This is a genomic window from Gilvimarinus sp. F26214L (assembly GCF_054401055.1).
Map to the genome: position 1 here is coordinate 327012 of NZ_JBTIYG010000002.1, position 16161 is coordinate 343172.

Consider the following 16161-nt stretch of genomic DNA (forward strand, 5'->3'; position numbering starts at 1 on the left):
CTGATTTTTGTGACTACTTCCCGGCGAATCCAGCGACTCAGCCCTCGTTTATCCAACCAGATTGCCGCCGGTGAGGTGGTCGAGCGACCCGCGTCTGTCATCAAGGAACTGCTGGAAAACAGCCTCGACGCAGGGGCCACGCAGATCGAAATCGATGTGGAGCAGGGCGGCGTGAAATTGATGCGGGTTCGCGATAACGGCCACGGCATTGCGCGAGACGATCTCTCTCTTGCCCTCAGTCGCCATGCCACCAGCAAGATTCTGGATCTGGACGACCTGGAAGCAGTTGCCACACTCGGTTTCCGCGGAGAGGCCCTGGCGAGCATCAGCTCTGTTTCCCGTCTGCTGCTCTCCAGCAACACGGCGGACCAGGGCGAGGGTTGGCAAGTTTTCGCAGCCGGGCGCGAGATGGAGGCTGAAGTGGCGCCCACCGCCCACCCGCGGGGCACAACCGTCGAGGTGAAGGACCTGTTCTTCAATACCCCGGCCCGTCGCAAGTTCATGCGTACGGAGAAAACGGAATTCGGGCGCATAGAAGATGTGGTCAAAAAGCTGGCCCTGGCCCATTTCGATGTTCTGTTTCAGCTCAAGCACAACAATCGCGTGGTTCACCAGTTTCGTCCGGCCCGGACTCAGGCTGAACAGGAGCGGCGGGTCGCCCAGGTCTGCGGGCCGGCCTTTATGGACAAGGCCGTGGCGATCGAGGTGGAGCACAGCGGCCTGCGCCTGTGGGGGTGGGTTGCGGAACCAACCTTTTCCCGTAGCCAGGCGGATCTGCAATATTTCTATGTGAACGGGCGGGCGATCCGCGACAAGGTGGTAAGCCACGCGGTGCGCCAGGCTTATGCGGACGTTCTTTATCACGGGCGCCATCCCGCGTATGTGCTGAACCTCGACCTGGAACCCGCAACAGTGGACGTGAATGTTCATCCCACCAAGCACGAGGTGCGCTTTCGGGACGGTCGCCTGGTCCATGACTTCCTGTACCGGAGCCTGCACCGGGCCCTGGCGGACCTGCGGCCCGGCAATCACGAAGCTCCCCAGCTTGTGACGGAGGCGCCTGTTCGCGCCCCGACCTCCGGCGTTGCGGAGGGCCCGCGCCAACAGCAGCCCATGAATTTCTTCTCGCGCCCCAACCCCGCAGTGGAGCAGGTGCGGGAAGGTATGCGGCTCTATGAGGCGCTGCACCAGCCGCAAGTGGCCGCAGCCGAGGTGGAGCCTCGGCAAACCCCTGGAGAGGACGCGCATATTCCTCCCCTCGGGTACGCGATCGCTCAATTGAAGGGCATCTACATTCTTGCGGAAAACGCCCAGGGCCTGGTGGTCGTGGATATGCACGCGGCCCACGAGCGGATCACCTACGAACGGATGAAATGCGCATTTTCCGAGGAGGGCATACGGGCCCAGCCCCTGCTGGTTCCCCAGTCCATTGCGGTCAGTCAGAAAGAGGCTGACGCCGCCGAGGCCCACCCGAACATCTTTCAGTCGCTTGGTTTTGAACTGCAGCGTGCGGGACCGGAAACTCTGCTGGTGCGGCAGATTCCCGCGCTACTGGACCGCAGCAACGTGGAGCAATTAGTGCGGGACGTGCTGGCGGACATTGTGGAGCACGGCAGCAGTGAACGGATCCGCCAGCACCTGCATGAAATCCTCAGCACCATGGCCTGCCACGGTTCGGTTCGCGCCAACCGCAAGCTCACCATCCCTGAGATGAATGCACTGTTGCGGGACATGGAGGCCACCGAACGCAGTGGCCAGTGCAACCACGGCCGTCCCACCTGGACCGCCCTCGGTCTGGATGAGTTGGACAAGCTGTTCCTGCGGGGACGATAATCAGGCGATCGCCGCTTGTCTGAATTCCCCATGCCCGCGCTGTCTCCCAAACCTCCGATCATCTTTCTGATGGGACCCACTGCCAGCGGCAAAACCGCCCTGGCGACCGCCCTTCGGCAAACTCTGCCCGTGGAGCTGATCAGCGTGGACGCCACACTGGTTTACCGGGGCCTGGACATCGGCTCGGCCAAACCGACGGCTGAAGAACTGGCTCGGGCCCCTCACCGTTTGATCAACCTGCGCGACCCGGCGGAGCCATACTCCGCCGCCGACTTTCGCCAGGACGCGCTGGTGGCGATCGGGGAAATCCATCAGCAAGGGCGCATTCCGCTGCTGGTGGGCGGCACAATGCTGTATTTCAAAATACTGCTCGATGGGATGGCGTCAATGCCCGGGGCCAACCCGCGACTGCGCGCCGAGCTGGAGGCCGAGGCGGACAAACACGGTTGGCCGGAACTGCACCGGCGCCTTGCCGCCATTGACCCGGACACAGCCGCGCGACTGCATCCCAATCATTCCCAGCGCATTCTGCGGGCCCTTGAGGTGTACTACCAGAGCGGGGAGACCATGACCGCGCTGCGCGAGCGGCAGGCCGGCGATGCGCGCGAGTCTTTTGCCGGGCGCTATGAGCTGATTCAGCTGGGCCTGGTGCCGAGGGATCGAAGCATGCTTCACCAGCGAATTGAGCGTCGATTTCTCGCGATGTTGAACCAAGGCTTTGAGGATGAGGTCCGCATACTGTACCGCCGCGGTGACCTGACCCCCCATTTGCCGGCCATCCGTGCGGTGGGTTATCGACAGATCTGGGACTACCTGAACGGGGAATGCTCGCGGGAGGAGATGGTGGAACGGGGGATTGCCGCCAGCCGCCAGTTGGCCAAGCGTCAGCTCACCTGGCTGCGGAAATGGTCAGGGTTAAAGACCCTGTACATTGATACACCAGAGGGCAAAGCGAGGCAAATAGCCGAAATTCACGCGGAGACCTTGAATTATATCGAAGGGATAACGATATAATGGAAACGACGTCGGGATTTTGATGTCATATCTGACGATGCCCCGTACCGAGTCGGCCTGACGGCGCGACACCTGTCCAGCGGTGGATTCCCCACAGTGACCACTCCCGCAGAATGCGAGATCTGAAGGTATCCCGGTAGGAGCTCCGATTTATAAGTAATGGCCCGTTTTGGGCCGACCCAATCAGTCTGTTTTTGCGCTTTTTTATTATCTAAGGAGAATATCATGTCAAAAGGGCACAGCTTACAAGACCCTTATCTGAATGTGCTGAGAAAAGAACGTATTCCCGTCTCCATCTACCTCGTCAACGGCATCAAGCTGCAGGGACAGGTCGAGTCGTTCGACCAGTTCGTGGTATTGCTTAAGAATACCGTGAGCCAGATGGTGTACAAGCATGCGATCTCTACCGTCGTACCCTCTCGCGCTGTGCGCATCCCCATGACAAGTCCTCAAGGTGGGGAGGGTGAAGGCCTTTAATGGCATCCTCTACTGATCAGGAAGGCTTGTTTGTTTTTTGAACGCCCCGATTCGGGTGAAACCGCGGTTCTGGTGCACTTCGACTTCAACCGCTACGACGAGCCCGAGGACCCTCGGGAGCTCGAAGAGCTGGTTCTAGCCGCGAATGGCGATCCCGTTGCCTTTTTGATGGGGCAGCGGGCCGCTCCTCACCCCAAATATTTCATCGGCACAGGAAAACTCGAAGAGCTGCGGCAGCTGGTGCAGGAGCATCAGGCTGCGGTGGTTATCTTCAATCATGTGCTCTCTCCGAGTCAGGAACGCAACCTGGAAAAGGCGGTGGGTTGCCGCGTGATCGACCGGGTCGGTCTCATTCTCGACATTTTCGCCCAGCGCGCCCGTACCCACGAGGGCAAGTTGCAGGTGGAACTGGCTCAATTGCGCCACATCTCAACGCGGCTGGTACGCGGCTGGACTCACCTGGAGCGCCAGAAGGGCGGTATCGGTTTGCGCGGCCCGGGTGAAACCCAGCTGGAGACCGACCGCCGGCTGCTGCGTGAACGGATTCGCTCCATTGAAGCGCGTCTGGAGAAGGTGCGTCGTCAGCGTGCCCAGGGGCGGCGGGGTCGGCAGCGCGCTTCCATTCCCACCGTATCCCTGGTGGGGTACACCAATGCGGGCAAGTCCACGCTCTTCAATCGAATTACGGATGCCGGGGTCTACGCCGAGAACCAGCTTTTTGCGACGCTCGATCCCACCATGCGCCGCCTGGAACTGGACGATGTGGGCCCGGTGATTCTCGCCGACACCGTGGGCTTTATCAGCCACCTGCCCCACCGTCTGGTGGAAGCATTCCGGGCCACCCTGGAAGAAGTCGCCAGCGCTGATCTGCTTCTCCATGTGGTGGATACCGCCGCCGAGAATGCCGCGGATCAGATTCAGCAGGTGGACGCGGTGCTGGAAGAGATTGGCGCCGGGGAGCAATTGCAGCTCAAAGTGTTCAATAAGATTGACCTGGTCGCAGGGATGAGTCCACGCATCGAAAGAAGCGCCGAAGGCCATCCCGTGGCTGTTTACCTCTCGGCCCAGAGTGGCCGTGGAACGGAGTTGCTCTTCCAGGCAATGTCCGAACTGGTGGCCGGTGACATTCTCCAGCAGACGCTGCATTTGGCGCCAGATCAGGCTAGACTGCGCGCGAAACTGTACGCGCACAACTCGGTGCTTTCGGAGCAACACCTGGACGATGGTTCCAGTGCGTTGGAATTGCGGATTCCCAAAGCGGATCTCATGCGTTTGCTGAGCGCCGAAAACCTCGCCTGGCGCGACCTGCACTGGCAGCAGTCACCGGGCGATCGCGTGGGCGGGTGGACCTCGAGCTGACAGAGCGGTCCACAAGCGTTTTGAGGCGCTTCGGCTGCAAAGGAGGGTTCGAGCCGGTAACATGGCCTGTTGGGCTCTCGTGCCGTGCGGGTTCGCGCTGGAGGTGACCACTCCCGGGATGGTCGACACGAAAAGAACAATTGCGACTCACGGATGCCGTGGGTCTTCTCTAATAGCACATCAATCTGACAACTAGTGCTGCGTTACGAACAAAGCAGTCGTGGAGAATACTTATGGCTTGGAATGAACCGGGTGGCAACAAGCCCGATCCCTGGGGTGGCGGCGGGAACCGCGGGAACGACGGAGGCCCACCGGATCTTGATGAAGCCCTGCGCAAGCTGCAGCAAAAGCTCAGCGGCATTTTCGGGGGCGGTTCCGGCGGCGGACGTGGTGGCCGATCCGGCGGCGGTGCCAGCGGTGCCGTGATTGGCCTGGTCCTGGTGGTGCTCGCGCTGGTCTACTTTTTTGCCGGGATCCAGATTGTGAATGAACGTGAGCGCGCCGTAGTGCTGCGCTTCGGGGTTTACGATCGCACCCTGGGCCCGGGTTTCAACTGGGCGCCGCCCATCATCGACCGGGTTTATCCGGTGAACGTTACCAACGTGCGCCTTCATCGTATCAACGGCAGCTCCATGCTGACCGGCGACCTGAATATTGTTGAAGTGGACCTTTCAGTTCAATACAGCATATCCAATGCCGAGGATTTCGTACTCCGTGTGCGTTCCCCGGAGAGCAGTCTCCGTGAAGCAACGGACAGTGCCCTGCGCCATGTGGTCGGTGCTACCGAAATGCACGAGGTTCTGACCGAAGGCCGCAGCGAGGTGGCCGTCGAGGTGCAGGAGCGTCTGCAGGAATACCTGGATGCCTACCAGACCGGCATTCTGGTGGAAAAGGTCAACGTGGAAGAAACCACACCACCCCGGGAAGTGCAAAGCGCCTTCGATGACGTGAACCGTGCTCGCGAAGACGAGGAGCGGGTAAAAAACGAAGCCCAGGCCTACGTCAATCGTGTGATTCCCGAAGCCCGCGGTCGCGCCCAGCGCATGATCGAAGAGGCCCAGGGCTACCGCGAGCAGGTGGTATCTCGCGCGGAGGGTGATGCCCGCCGCTTCGAGCAGCTCCTCACCGAATACACCAAGGCGCCGGAGGTGACCCGAGAGCGTCTCTACCTCGATGCAGTACAGTCGGTCATGGCGAACAGCTCGAAGATTCTGATGGACGTGGAAAACGGCAACAATCTTCTTTATCTGCCGCTGGACAAAATGATGCAGCAGGCTCCTCAATCAGCCGGCGCGGCCGATCAGGAAGCCATAGCGTCCGAAGTGGAGCAGCGAGTATTGAACGTGTTGCGCCGTGAACAGACCACGCCCACACGGCGCAGGGAGGTACGCTAAATGAATACCAAATCAGTAATTGCGCTGGCCCTGCTGGGCGCCGTGGCCCTGCTGGCCGTGAACTCCCTGTACATCGTGCAGCAAACCGAAAAAGCGGTGTTGCTGGAGTGGGGCCGCATGGCCCAGGCGGACATCAAGCCCGGGCTGCATGTGAAGGTGCCGATCATGAACCGGGTGCAGAAATTCGATGCCCGGATTCTCACTTCCGCGACCACCGAGCAGCGCTTTCTCACAGTTGAGAAGAAGGGGATGATGGTGGACTACTTCGCCAAATGGCGCATTGCCGACGTGGGTCGCTACTACGTGGCCACCAATGGCGATGAAAGCCGGGCGGATCAACTGATCGCCCAGCGCGTAAACGCCGGGCTGCGAAACGAGTTCGGGGAGCGCACCTTGCAGGAAGTGGTCAGCGGGGAACGCGACGAGTTGATGAGCGCGCTGATCGATACGCTGAGCCAGTTCAGCGAGGAATCACTGGGTGTGGAGATCATTGACGTTCGCGTGAAGCGCATCGATTTGCCGGCTGATGTCAGTGACTCGGTCTTTCAGCGCATGACAGCAGAGCGCCAGCAGGAAGCACAGGAGCACCGCTCAAAAGGTAAGGAGCAGGCGGAAGTCATTCGGGCCGACGCGGACCGCCAAAAGACCATTATCGAAGCGGAAGCCTATCGAGACGCCGAGCAGATTCGTGGTGAAGGCGACGCGCTGGCGGCAGCCATTTACGCGGAAGCCTACAACAAGGATTCGGAGTTCTATCAGTTTGTGCGTAGTCTGAACGCCTACCGGGAGACTTTCAGTTCGCGCAACGACGTACTGTTGGTGGACCCGAGCAGCGAATTCTTCCGTTATCTGAACAGCCCCACCGGCACCAGCGACCAGCAGTGAGGCGGCGCCGGCCGCGGCCCCTTGGGCACGGCCGGCCAACTCGGCACCCGGTTTTCAACAGGCCGGTGCCCTCCTTTGCAGTCCTCAGGGCTGTCGCTGTCGCTCCTGGACCTGGATCTCCAGATCCTCAACCTCCGCCGTGATGCGGCTCGGCACGTACACCTCTTTTTCCAAATCCAAAGCTTCTTCCACTCCAAGGGTGGTTTTCTCGACCAACTCGTAGACCGACTCGCCTCGGGCGTTCACCAACTGAATGGTGAGGTCCGCGTCCATTGTCGTTCTGCACTTGTTCTTGAGGCCGGCTTTCCAATGCACCATTGCGCTGCCAATGTCGTTTTTCTCCAGCTCATAATCCTGAGAGGTGACTTCGATGCATTCGGCGGCCGAAAGGCCCATGGCGCCGGCCAGCAAGAAAGCGCCTACGGTAAAACGGACCATGTAGAACTCCTGAATATTTGGGATATTTCGTGCCTGCTTGCGCCCTGAGATCGAGAGCCGACCCCTGCTGCGAGGGGGGGGCCAATGGTGGCAGGCAAGGCCGGTGCTACTCCGTGCGCAAGCAAGCTGTGTACCGGGCAATGAGGGAGCCAGCCCTGTAAAAGCCCTGTAAGCGAGTGTATCGTATTAACCCATGAGCCAAAAAGCACGCACTTACCTGTGGCGACCCGCCGCGCTCTCCCTCGGAACCTTACTCGTTCTTGCGGTGCTCCTGCCCTTCCTCGGAGCCGTTGGCCTGACTGGCTGGTACGGAATCACATTGCTCGAGCGCCATACGCAGGCACGGATGGAGGAGGACATAGAGCTTATTGCCCGGGCGATCCGCCTGCCACTGAGTCATGCCATGGAGCGGGGCTATGATCGAACAGTGGAGCGGGCCCTGGAATCCGCGTTCAGTATCGATCGCGTCTATGGAATCTATCTCTATGATCGCGAGGGGCAACCCGTGTACTCCAACGGCGCCGTCGAGGCCTCCATGCCGCACAACCGCGCAGCCAGCCTGGCGAGCCGCGGAGAGCGCCAGGGCGAGTTCGGGCGGGCCGGCAAAGAGCGGGTGTTTTCCTACTTTGTGCCGCTTGTGGATGCCGGCGAGCGCATTAACGGCCTGCTGCAAATTACGCGCCGGGGCAGCGACTTCGACCGATACATTGCAGAACTGCGGCGCCAGAGCCTGACCATCGTAACAGTCGCCGCGGGGGCCCTGATCCTCATCGTTCTGCTGGGGCACCGCTGGGCGGTGGGGCGGCATCTGCGGCGGATGGAGCAGAGTCTGGCGCGGATTGGGTCCGGCGAGATCGGGCACCGACTGGAGCGCCGCGGACCGCGGGAACTGTCCCTGTTGTCAGCGGCCGTCAACCAGATGCTGGATGCCATCGTGGCGTCCCGTCGGAAGCTGGCCCGGCAAAAAACACGCGAAGAAGTGCTGACCGCCCGTCTTCATCAGTCGGAAAAACTCGCCGCCCTGGGCCAATTGGCGGCAGGTGTTGCTCACGAGCTTGGCAGCCCTCTCGCCACGGTAGACGGCAGCACCCAACGAGCTTTGCGCCATCAGGATGCCCCAGAAGGGGTTCAGCGAGCCCTGGCCGTGATCAAGCGGGAAGCGTCCCGCATGGAGCGCATCATCCGCCAGTTGCTGGATTTCGGGCGCGCCAACCCTCTCAGCCTGCGCGAACTTCCGGCGGAATATCCGCTCCGCAGCGCACTGCAGACTCTGGGACGCGAGCACGGGCCCCGGCTCATCTGTCAGGTGGACCCCGCCGCAGAGCGTCAAACCGTGGCCGTCGATCTGGTGCGCCTGGAGCAAGCGCTCAACAACCTCCTTCGCAACGCGGTGCAGGCCGCTCGCAGTCAGGTTCGAATCCGCTGCGCTGTGGAGAACGGGGAACTCTGTTACACCATCGAGGACGACGGCCCCGGGATCCATCCCGAAGCCGCAGATCATCTTTTCGAGCCCTTTTTTACCACCAAGCCAACCGGGTCCGGTACGGGGCTGGGCCTGGCCGTGGCACACGCAGCGGTGCGGGACCACGGCGGTGAAATCGAAGTGGGCAGGTCCGAACTGGGAGGCGCGTTGTTCCTGGTGCGCCTCCCGCTCGCGGCCCCCCAAGGTGGCGAACACAGCGAGATCGCAAATGAGTAGACGCAGTAAAACCGCTGTTATTCTTCTGGTGGAGGATGACCACGGCCTGAGACAACTGATCAGGGAGGAACTGACCGATGACGGCTATCGGGTGCAGGAAGCCGCCAACGTTGAGGACGCCACCAAGCTCCTGGAGCGCCATCCACCGGACGTAATTGTCAGCGACCTCCGACTCCCGGGAGCTAACGGCATGGAGCTTCTCGATCGAAGCCGCCAGGGGGCATTCAGGCCCGCTTTCATCGCCATTACGGCATTTGGCACCGTGGAGCAGGCGGTCGCCGCCCTCAAGCGGGGAGCCGATAATTTCCTGACCAAACCCCTCAATCTGGAGCACCTGCGCCTGAGCGTGGCCCGGGCGCTTGAACATCGCGCCATGGAGGCGGAAATCAACCGTTACCGCCAGGTGCTGCGGGAAGGGGAGTTTCACGGCTTGATCGGCAAGAGCCGGCCCATGCGCCTGCTCTTCGAACGCGTCCGCCTCGCAGCCCAGGCCAGTGGTCCTGTTCTGCTGATGGGCGAAAGCGGCGTGGGCAAGGAACTGGTGGCCCGCGCCCTCCATGCGGAGAGTCCGCGCAGGGAAAAGCCGTTCCTGGCGGTCAACTGCGCCGGCATTCCACCTGAACTGCTGGAGAGTGAGCTTTTCGGGCACCGCGCCGGTGCCTTTACGGGCGCCCAGCGCGCCCGCAAGGGGCTGTTTGGCGAGGCAGATGGAGGCACCATCCTCCTTGACGAGATCGGCGAGATGCCACCAGCCATGCAGAGCAAACTGCTGCGGGTACTCGAAGATGGGCACGTGCGGCCTGTAGGCGATGATCGCGAACGCAGCGTGGATGTGCGCGTGGTTGCCGCAACCAACCGCAACCTGGAGGACGAAATAGAGCAGGGCAATTTCCGAGCGGACTTGTTCTATCGGCTCGAGACTTTCACCCTGGAGGTGCCTCCGCTTCGGGAGCGGGCCGACGACGTGGATCTGCTCACGGCGAACTTCATTGCCCGCTTTGGTCTGGCGTCCGGGCGCTCTGTGCGGGGAATCAGCGCCGCTGCGCTTGCGCGGTTGCGGGTCTACCCTTTCCCCGGGAACGTGCGCGAATTGTCCAATGCCATGGAAAGAGCGGTCGCGTTTGCGCGCGGTGAGGAGATCGAGGTCGCGGATCTGCCGGAGCGCATTCGAAAGCATCACGCCAGCACGGCCTCAGGGGTTGGGGAGGGCGCGCCAGATCCCCTGAATGAACAGGAGCCTCTGCCGCTGCGTGAAGTGGAGCGCCGCTATGTCCGCCACGTACTCGAGCGCATGCAGGGCAATAAACGCCGGACCGCTGAACTCCTGGGTATCGGCCGTCGCACCCTGTACCGCTACCTGGAGGGCTGATCGGGGCACACTTCGATGGGGCGCATGTGCCCCGATGGCACAGCGTTCGAGGAGGTCGCGAGCCGAAATTGCACTATGTTTTTGCCTCCGGGGCCCGGCTGGCGGGGCTTTCAACCTGCCGGCACGCCCCTTGCGAGGATGAGGTCACGCAAACACGAGTTTGTGTCCTCAATCCGAACTCAAAGGAGAATCCATGCTTATCGGTAAACCCAAACTGATGCTTACCCTCGCAGTCACGTCCATGGTCGCTTTCTCTGCCCACGCGCAGCCGCCGGCCCCCGAGTCCGGAGCCGCTCCCCAGCGGCCGGTCGCACAGGAAACCGTGAAAAGCTTTGCGGTCGCCTACGGCTCGGTACAGACCATTCAGGAAGAATACACCGTACGTCTGCAGGAAGTGGAAGACCGCGCAAAAGCACAGAGCCTGCAGCAGGAGGCACAGGCCAAAATGATCAGCGCCGTGGAAGATGCGGGAGTTTCCGTCCAGCAATACAACGAACTGGTCGCGCGCATGGATCAGGATGCCGCCCTGCGCCAGCAAGTCTTTTCCATGATTGCCGAGTAACTGCAGGCGTTCGTTGCTCAACTCTTTTGCGGGCCGCCTCGAGCGGTCCGCTTTTTTGCTCCTGCCACCAATCTCCCCACCCCATCTTCACCTGTTCCCCCCCGACCCAAGATGGTAGAATTCTGCAACCGGGCTCTCGGAGCCTGCAGGATTTGGGGCGCATGGTCCAGGGGCCGTCGGGTCCTGAATCCTACAGGCTTCCATCCCGGTTTTTTTGTGCCGACAGTTCGCTGTCGCCGGATTCAGATCGCACCCATGTGGAAAGAACTGCTGCAAGCGCTGTGCTTGGTTTTGGTCCTGGAAGGCATTACGCCCTTCCTTTATCCCCGGCGCTGGCGTCAGCTCGCCGCCAGGCTCGCATCCATCGATGACGGCAGCCTGCGCTGGCTGGGCTTCGCATCCATGGTCATTGGCGTCGGCCTCCTGTATTTGAGCCGCTGAAGAAGATGGGACTATGACTTACGCAGATCGCTGGCTGCTGCCCGACGGGGTAGAGGAACTCCTGCCCGACCAGGCGCGGCAACTGGAATCGCTTCGCCGCCGCCTTCTGGACCTGTACCGTTGCTGGGGCTACGACCTGGTGATTCCGCCACTGGTGGAGTTTACGGACTCGCTACTGATCGGACTCGGCCGTGATCTGGACCTGCTCACCTTCAAATTGACCGATCAACTCTCCGGACGGGCCCTCGGGGTTCGGGCGGACATCACCCCCCAGACAGCCCGCATGGACGCCCACAGCCTGAAACGGCAGGGCGCCAATCGGCTCTGCTATGCAGGGCACGTTCTCCACACCCGACCGCGCACACCGCTGGCCACCCGTTCGCCCATGCTGGCGGGGGTGGAACTCTATGGCGAAGCGGGGCAGGGGGCGGATCTGGAAGTCATTTCCCTGCTGCTGGAATCCCTGCAGGCCGTCGGGCTGCACAGCGCCTCGGTGGAGATCGGCCATGTGGGTATTTGCCGCGAACTGATCAAGGTGCTCGATCTCGACGACCACCAGCGCGAAACACTCTTCGACCTCCTGCAGCGCAAGGCCGCCGCCGAAATGCGAGCCTGGGTGGAAGAGCACGTGCAGGATTCCGCCATAGCTGAAATCCTGCGCCAGCTTCCGCGCCTGGCAGGCGGGCGGGAATCCCTGCGCAAGGCGCGGGACGTGTTGGCCAAAGCGCCGGCAGCGGTCATGGACGCCGTCCATCAACTGGAAAGCCTCGCGGACACCATTGTGCAGCGCTATCCCGATGCTCAGCTCTACTTCGATCTGAGTGAGCTGCACAGCTTCAGTTATCACACCGGCCTCTGGTTTGCGGCCTTCACGCCGGGATATGGCCGGGCGCTGGCCAGCGGGGGGCGCTACGACCACGTGGGGCAGGTGTTCGGCAGGGCGCGTCCGGCCACCGGTTTTCATATCGACGTCACTGCACTTAACCGATTGCTGAACGCCGCTTCCCCGCGCCCACCCGGCATCTACGCCCCCGACAGCGAGGACCCGCGCCAGTGGGAGGCGGTCAGGAAGCTGCGGTCCAAGGGGCAGATCGTGGTCGGCGGATTCCCGGGCGAAACCCCGGATCGCGAGGAGCTTAATTGCGACCGCCGGCTGGTCCTCAAGGATGGCGAATATCAGGTCGAGACCTGGCGTTAGATGCGGGATCGACATCGAAACACGCGCCTGCCTGGCAGCGGGCATCCACCACTATTGAATTCAGAGAGTTAAGCGGCAATGGGCAGAAACGTTGTTGTAATCGGAACCCAGTGGGGTGACGAAGGCAAGGGCAAGGTCGTGGACCTGCTGACCGAACAGGCATCCACTGTGGTTCGGTTCCAGGGCGGCCACAACGCCGGCCATACGCTGGTGATCGACGGCAAAAAAACCGTTCTGCACCTGATCCCCTCCGGCATTCTGCGGGACAATGTGAGCTGTCTCATCGGCAATGGCGTAGTGCTTTCACCCGAAGCGCTCCTCAAGGAGATGGCCGATCTGGAGGCCCAGGGCGTGCCCGTTCGCGAGCGCCTTCGCCTGTCGCCGGCCTGCCCGCTGATCCTTCCTTACCATGTAGCGCTGGACCAGGCGCGGGAAACTGCACTGGGCACGAGCAAGATTGGCACAACCGGGCGCGGTATCGGCCCCGCTTACGAGGACAAGGCGGCCCGTCGCGGTCTGCGCTTGGGCGACCTGCTCAATGCCGATCGATTTGCGGCCAAGCTGAAGGACATTCTCCGCTACCACAATTTCATGCTCACCGAGTTCTACAAGGTGGACGCGATCGATTACGACCAGGTCCTCGCCAGTGCGCTGGAGTGGGGCGAGCAGTTGCGTCCTATGGTGGCCGATGTGGTGGACCTGTTGCACAGCGCCCGGCTTCGCGGCGAGAACATCATGTTTGAAGGCGCCCAGGGCTCGCTGCTGGACATCGACCACGGCACCTATCCCTTTGTGACCTCTTCCAACACCACGGCCGGCGGCACCGCGACCGGCTCCGGTGTCGGTCCCCTTTATCTGGACTACGTCCTCGGCATCACCAAGGCCTATACCACCCGGGTCGGCTCCGGCCCCTTTCCCACTGAGCTGAGCTGCGAAATCGGCAAGCATCTGGGGGTGAAAGGGCACGAGTTCGGGGCGACCACTGGACGCGAGCGCCGCACGGGCTGGTTTGACGCGGTAGCGGTGAAGTACGCCACACAGATCAACTCCATCTCCGGCATCTGCCTGACGAAGCTGGATGTGCTGGACGGCATGGATAGCGTGAAGATCTGTACTGGTTACCAGGATACTGAGGGCAGGCCGCTAACGATTCCCTTCGACGCGGAAGGCTGGGCGGAAGTCACGCCGGTGTACGAGGAAATGCCCGGCTGGCAGGAGTCCACTGTGGGCGCCAGGACTCTCGAAGAGCTCCCGGCCAATGCGGTCGCCTACATCAAGCGCCTGGAAGAGCTGGTACAAACGCCCATCGACATCATCTCCACCGGGCCGGACCGGGTCGAGACCATCGTTCTGCGCCATCCGTTCGCCTGAGCAGTTCCCCTTCGCCGTTGTCCGGCTTCATACCGCACCCCCGGAGCATCGCCTGCCGAGGGCGGTGCGGTATGACCGTGACCTCCACATCCCGCCGGCACGAATTACGGACAAAAAAAAGCCCGTCGGGGGGCGACGGGCGAGGAGCTAGAAGAGAGAGGTGTCTGACTAACTAGGTGATGAAAATGTTTGCGGGCTTTCAGGCCTTGAGTGTGGACTTGCCTTTGTTCAGGACCAGGTCCTCAAATGCGATAAGGCCCAAAAGCGCGAAGTAAATACCGAATGAAGTTGCTACTACCATGGCTGTTACCTCCTTGGGCTGCTGCCTGACTTGCTAACTTGTGCTCACTATAGGGTTCGGCTTGATATGTTTCAAATGGTCAGAAATCATCGGGCGAATGAACCTGTGTCATATCACGCTGGCGCTTCCTCCACCCCTGGGCTGGCGTTCGGTTCCCGTGGCACAGCCTATGGGGAAGCGCACTGACTACCCGGACTCCGACGGACCGATCGGGCCTGGATATTCTGCGGGCCTGGATATTCTGAGAGGGGCAAGAAAGCACGAGACAAAAAAAAGCCCGTCAGGGCGACGGGCATAAGCACTTAGAAGTGATCAAAAGAGAGGAGAGTTGACCTTAACTAACGGTAGTGAAACTAAGCTTTGAAACCATATCCACGGCTGTCCAGGCGGAAATCTTCCCAGGCAACCAGCCCCAGCAGGGCAAAGTAAATTCCGAATGCAACTAACATGTCCTGTGTCTCCGTTGGCGTTTCCGGGCAGCTGATGTCGCTGCTGTTGAGGTGTAATTTAGCGACTCCCCTGATATGTTTCAAATGATGCTTAATCATCAAATTCATGATTTGTGCTCATATCTATTGCCTTGCCCCCAGCTCGTGTGCGGGCCCCTGCGCAAAAACCCTGCGAACTCCGTCGCAACCCTTGGCGCAGGGGATAACTGCTTAAGGAAACGGTGACACAGCCATGCCGATCAACCGTTTGATAGTCTTCATAAAGGTCAAAAAGTCGTCTATTATGATTGGAGTTCATACCAGGCCATTCTGAGGAGGGTGACTTTTGGATACCCGGCAGCTTTCCCGCATTGACCTTAACCTCCTGGTAGCCCTGCAGGTGCTCGTGGAGGAGTGCAACGTCTCCAAAGCCGCTGATCGCTTGTTCATTACCCAGTCAGCCATGAGCAAAACTCTGGGTCGGCTCCGGGAGCTTTTTGACGATCCCCTGTTCACCCGCAGTTCCCACGGCATGGTTCCCACGCCCCGCGCGCTGGACATACAGAAAAAGCTCACGGTGCTTCTCCACGGGGTGCAGGAACTGGTGGCGGACCAGCAATTTGACCCATGGACCTACCGCGGCGAATTCAAGGTGGCCATTCCGGAATATATCGGGATGGCGATTCTGCCGTCGTTGTTGGAGGAGCTGCAGCAGGAGGCTCCTCACATCCGGATTGTCGCCATCAGCCGTATCGAGCAACAATTGGAACAGATGGCCCACGGGGATCTGGACTTTGCCATCCACGTGAAGCACGCCAGTTACGGCTCCGACTTCACTGTTGACCCTGTGGCCAGCATGCCCCCGGTGCTGCTGGTCCGTCAGGGCCACCCGCTGCGCATCTCCAAGCGCGAACTAAAAACTCTCGATGACCTGCGTTACGTGGTCGACAACTACCCCCAGGTGGGTTGGTACGTGCCTGACATGGAAGAGCTGGACTTCGTGCAGCGCGGTCTGGATCAGCAGGGCGGCGGCCGCCGCACGCGCATGCCCGGGGAGGTGGTATTCGAGACCTCGCACATGTTCTCGGCCATCGAGGTGATCAAGCGGACCAACTGTGTGCTGTTCGGGCCGCCGCTGATCACCCGCCACCCCCTCCTGGGGGTGGGAGTGACCAGTATGCGTCTACCCGTGCGGGAGGAGTATTACTTCCATTATGTGCTGGCGATGCACAAGCGGCTGGAGGCGTCGCCGGTACATCAGTGGCTGCGGGAGAAAATGCTCGCCATTGTCCATCGGGCGGAAAGTGAAAAGGAGAGCGGCGACCCCTATGCCGATTACAAGGTGGGGCGGGAGATCGGATTTTACGGGCCCAATCGCATGCCCTGACCGGG

General features: G+C 61.0%; 15 protein-coding genes. 13 read left to right on the forward strand and 2 right to left on the reverse strand.

The window, feature by feature from the left end:
- Positions 1 to 9: 9 nt before the first annotated feature.
- The 6 genes from mutL (at position 10) to hflC (ending at position 6962) form a co-directional block, all read left to right on the forward strand.
- A complete protein-coding gene (gene mutL, locus ACURWW_RS03715) occupies positions 10 to 1833 on the forward strand; it encodes a DNA mismatch repair endonuclease MutL (protein ID WP_445615680.1) in 1824 nt (607 codons plus the stop codon).
- A 30-nt stretch (positions 1834 to 1863) separates the two neighbouring features.
- A complete protein-coding gene (miaA, locus tag ACURWW_RS03720) occupies positions 1864 to 2847 on the forward strand; it encodes a tRNA (adenosine(37)-N6)-dimethylallyltransferase MiaA (RefSeq protein WP_445615736.1) in 984 nt (327 codons plus the stop codon).
- 225 nt (positions 2848 to 3072) lie between these two features.
- The gene (gene hfq / locus ACURWW_RS03725; RefSeq protein WP_445615681.1) at positions 3073 to 3324 is read left to right on the forward strand and encodes an RNA chaperone Hfq; all 252 of its coding nucleotides are present in this window, start codon (positions 3073 to 3075) and stop codon (positions 3322 to 3324) included.
- Positions 3325 to 3354: 30 nt separating this feature from the next.
- A complete protein-coding gene (hflX, locus tag ACURWW_RS03730) occupies positions 3355 to 4683 on the forward strand; it encodes a ribosome rescue GTPase HflX (RefSeq protein WP_445615682.1) in 1329 nt (442 codons plus the stop codon).
- 233 nt (positions 4684 to 4916) lie between these two features.
- The gene (gene hflK, locus ACURWW_RS03735) at positions 4917 to 6077 is read left to right on the forward strand and encodes an FtsH protease activity modulator HflK (RefSeq protein ID WP_445615683.1); all 1161 of its coding nucleotides are present in this window, start codon (positions 4917 to 4919) and stop codon (positions 6075 to 6077) included.
- A complete protein-coding gene (gene hflC / locus ACURWW_RS03740; protein WP_445615684.1) occupies positions 6078 to 6962 on the forward strand; it encodes a protease modulator HflC in 885 nt (294 codons plus the stop codon). It begins immediately after the preceding gene.
- A gap of 84 nt (positions 6963 to 7046) precedes the next feature.
- On the opposite strand, the gene ACURWW_RS03745 is transcribed toward hflC, so the two are convergent.
- The gene (locus ACURWW_RS03745; RefSeq protein ID WP_445615685.1) at positions 7047 to 7400 is read right to left on the reverse strand and encodes a hypothetical protein; all 354 of its coding nucleotides are present in this window, start codon (positions 7398 to 7400) and stop codon (positions 7047 to 7049) included.
- 193 nt (positions 7401 to 7593) lie between these two features.
- Between ACURWW_RS03745 and ACURWW_RS03750 the strand changes: the two genes are divergently transcribed.
- From ACURWW_RS03750 to ACURWW_RS03775, 6 genes are all read left to right on the forward strand, one after another.
- Positions 7594 to 9099, forward strand: coding sequence for an ATP-binding protein (locus ACURWW_RS03750; protein ID WP_445615686.1), 1506 nt, complete (start codon positions 7594 to 7596; stop codon positions 9097 to 9099).
- Positions 9092 to 10468, forward strand: a complete 1377-nt coding sequence (locus ACURWW_RS03755; RefSeq protein WP_445615687.1) for a sigma-54-dependent transcriptional regulator — start codon at positions 9092 to 9094, stop codon at positions 10466 to 10468. The genes ACURWW_RS03750 and ACURWW_RS03755 overlap by 8 nt, the downstream gene beginning before the upstream one ends.
- Before the next feature lie 193 nt (positions 10469 to 10661).
- Positions 10662 to 11030: a DUF4168 domain-containing protein gene (locus ACURWW_RS03760; protein ID WP_445615688.1), complete on the forward strand. Its 369-nt coding sequence runs from the start codon at positions 10662 to 10664 to the stop codon at positions 11028 to 11030.
- Between the two features lie 255 nt (positions 11031 to 11285).
- Complete coding sequence (locus tag ACURWW_RS03765; RefSeq protein WP_445615689.1) at positions 11286 to 11471, forward strand: DUF2065 domain-containing protein; 186 nt, start codon at positions 11286 to 11288, stop codon at positions 11469 to 11471.
- Positions 11472 to 11484: 13 nt separating this feature from the next.
- Positions 11485 to 12669 carry an ATP phosphoribosyltransferase regulatory subunit gene (locus ACURWW_RS03770; protein WP_445615690.1) on the forward strand — a complete coding sequence of 395 codons (1185 nt, stop codon included), beginning with the start codon at positions 11485 to 11487 and terminating at the stop codon, positions 12667 to 12669.
- Between the two features lie 78 nt (positions 12670 to 12747).
- Entirely contained in the window at positions 12748 to 14040 is a 1293-nt protein-coding gene (locus ACURWW_RS03775) for an adenylosuccinate synthase (protein WP_445615691.1), read from the forward strand.
- A gap of 654 nt (positions 14041 to 14694) precedes the next feature.
- Here ACURWW_RS03775 and ACURWW_RS03780 read toward each other — a convergent pair.
- Complete coding sequence (locus tag ACURWW_RS03780) at positions 14695 to 14898, reverse strand: hypothetical protein (protein WP_445615692.1); 204 nt, start codon at positions 14896 to 14898, stop codon at positions 14695 to 14697.
- Positions 14899 to 15115: 217 nt separating this feature from the next.
- Here ACURWW_RS03780 and ACURWW_RS03785 point away from each other — a divergent pair, with 217 nt between their 5' ends.
- On the forward strand, positions 15116 to 16156 hold the full coding sequence (locus ACURWW_RS03785) for a LysR family transcriptional regulator (RefSeq protein WP_445615693.1): 1041 nt from the start codon (positions 15116 to 15118) through the stop codon (positions 16154 to 16156).
- The last annotated feature ends 5 nt before the right edge of the window (positions 16157 to 16161 follow it).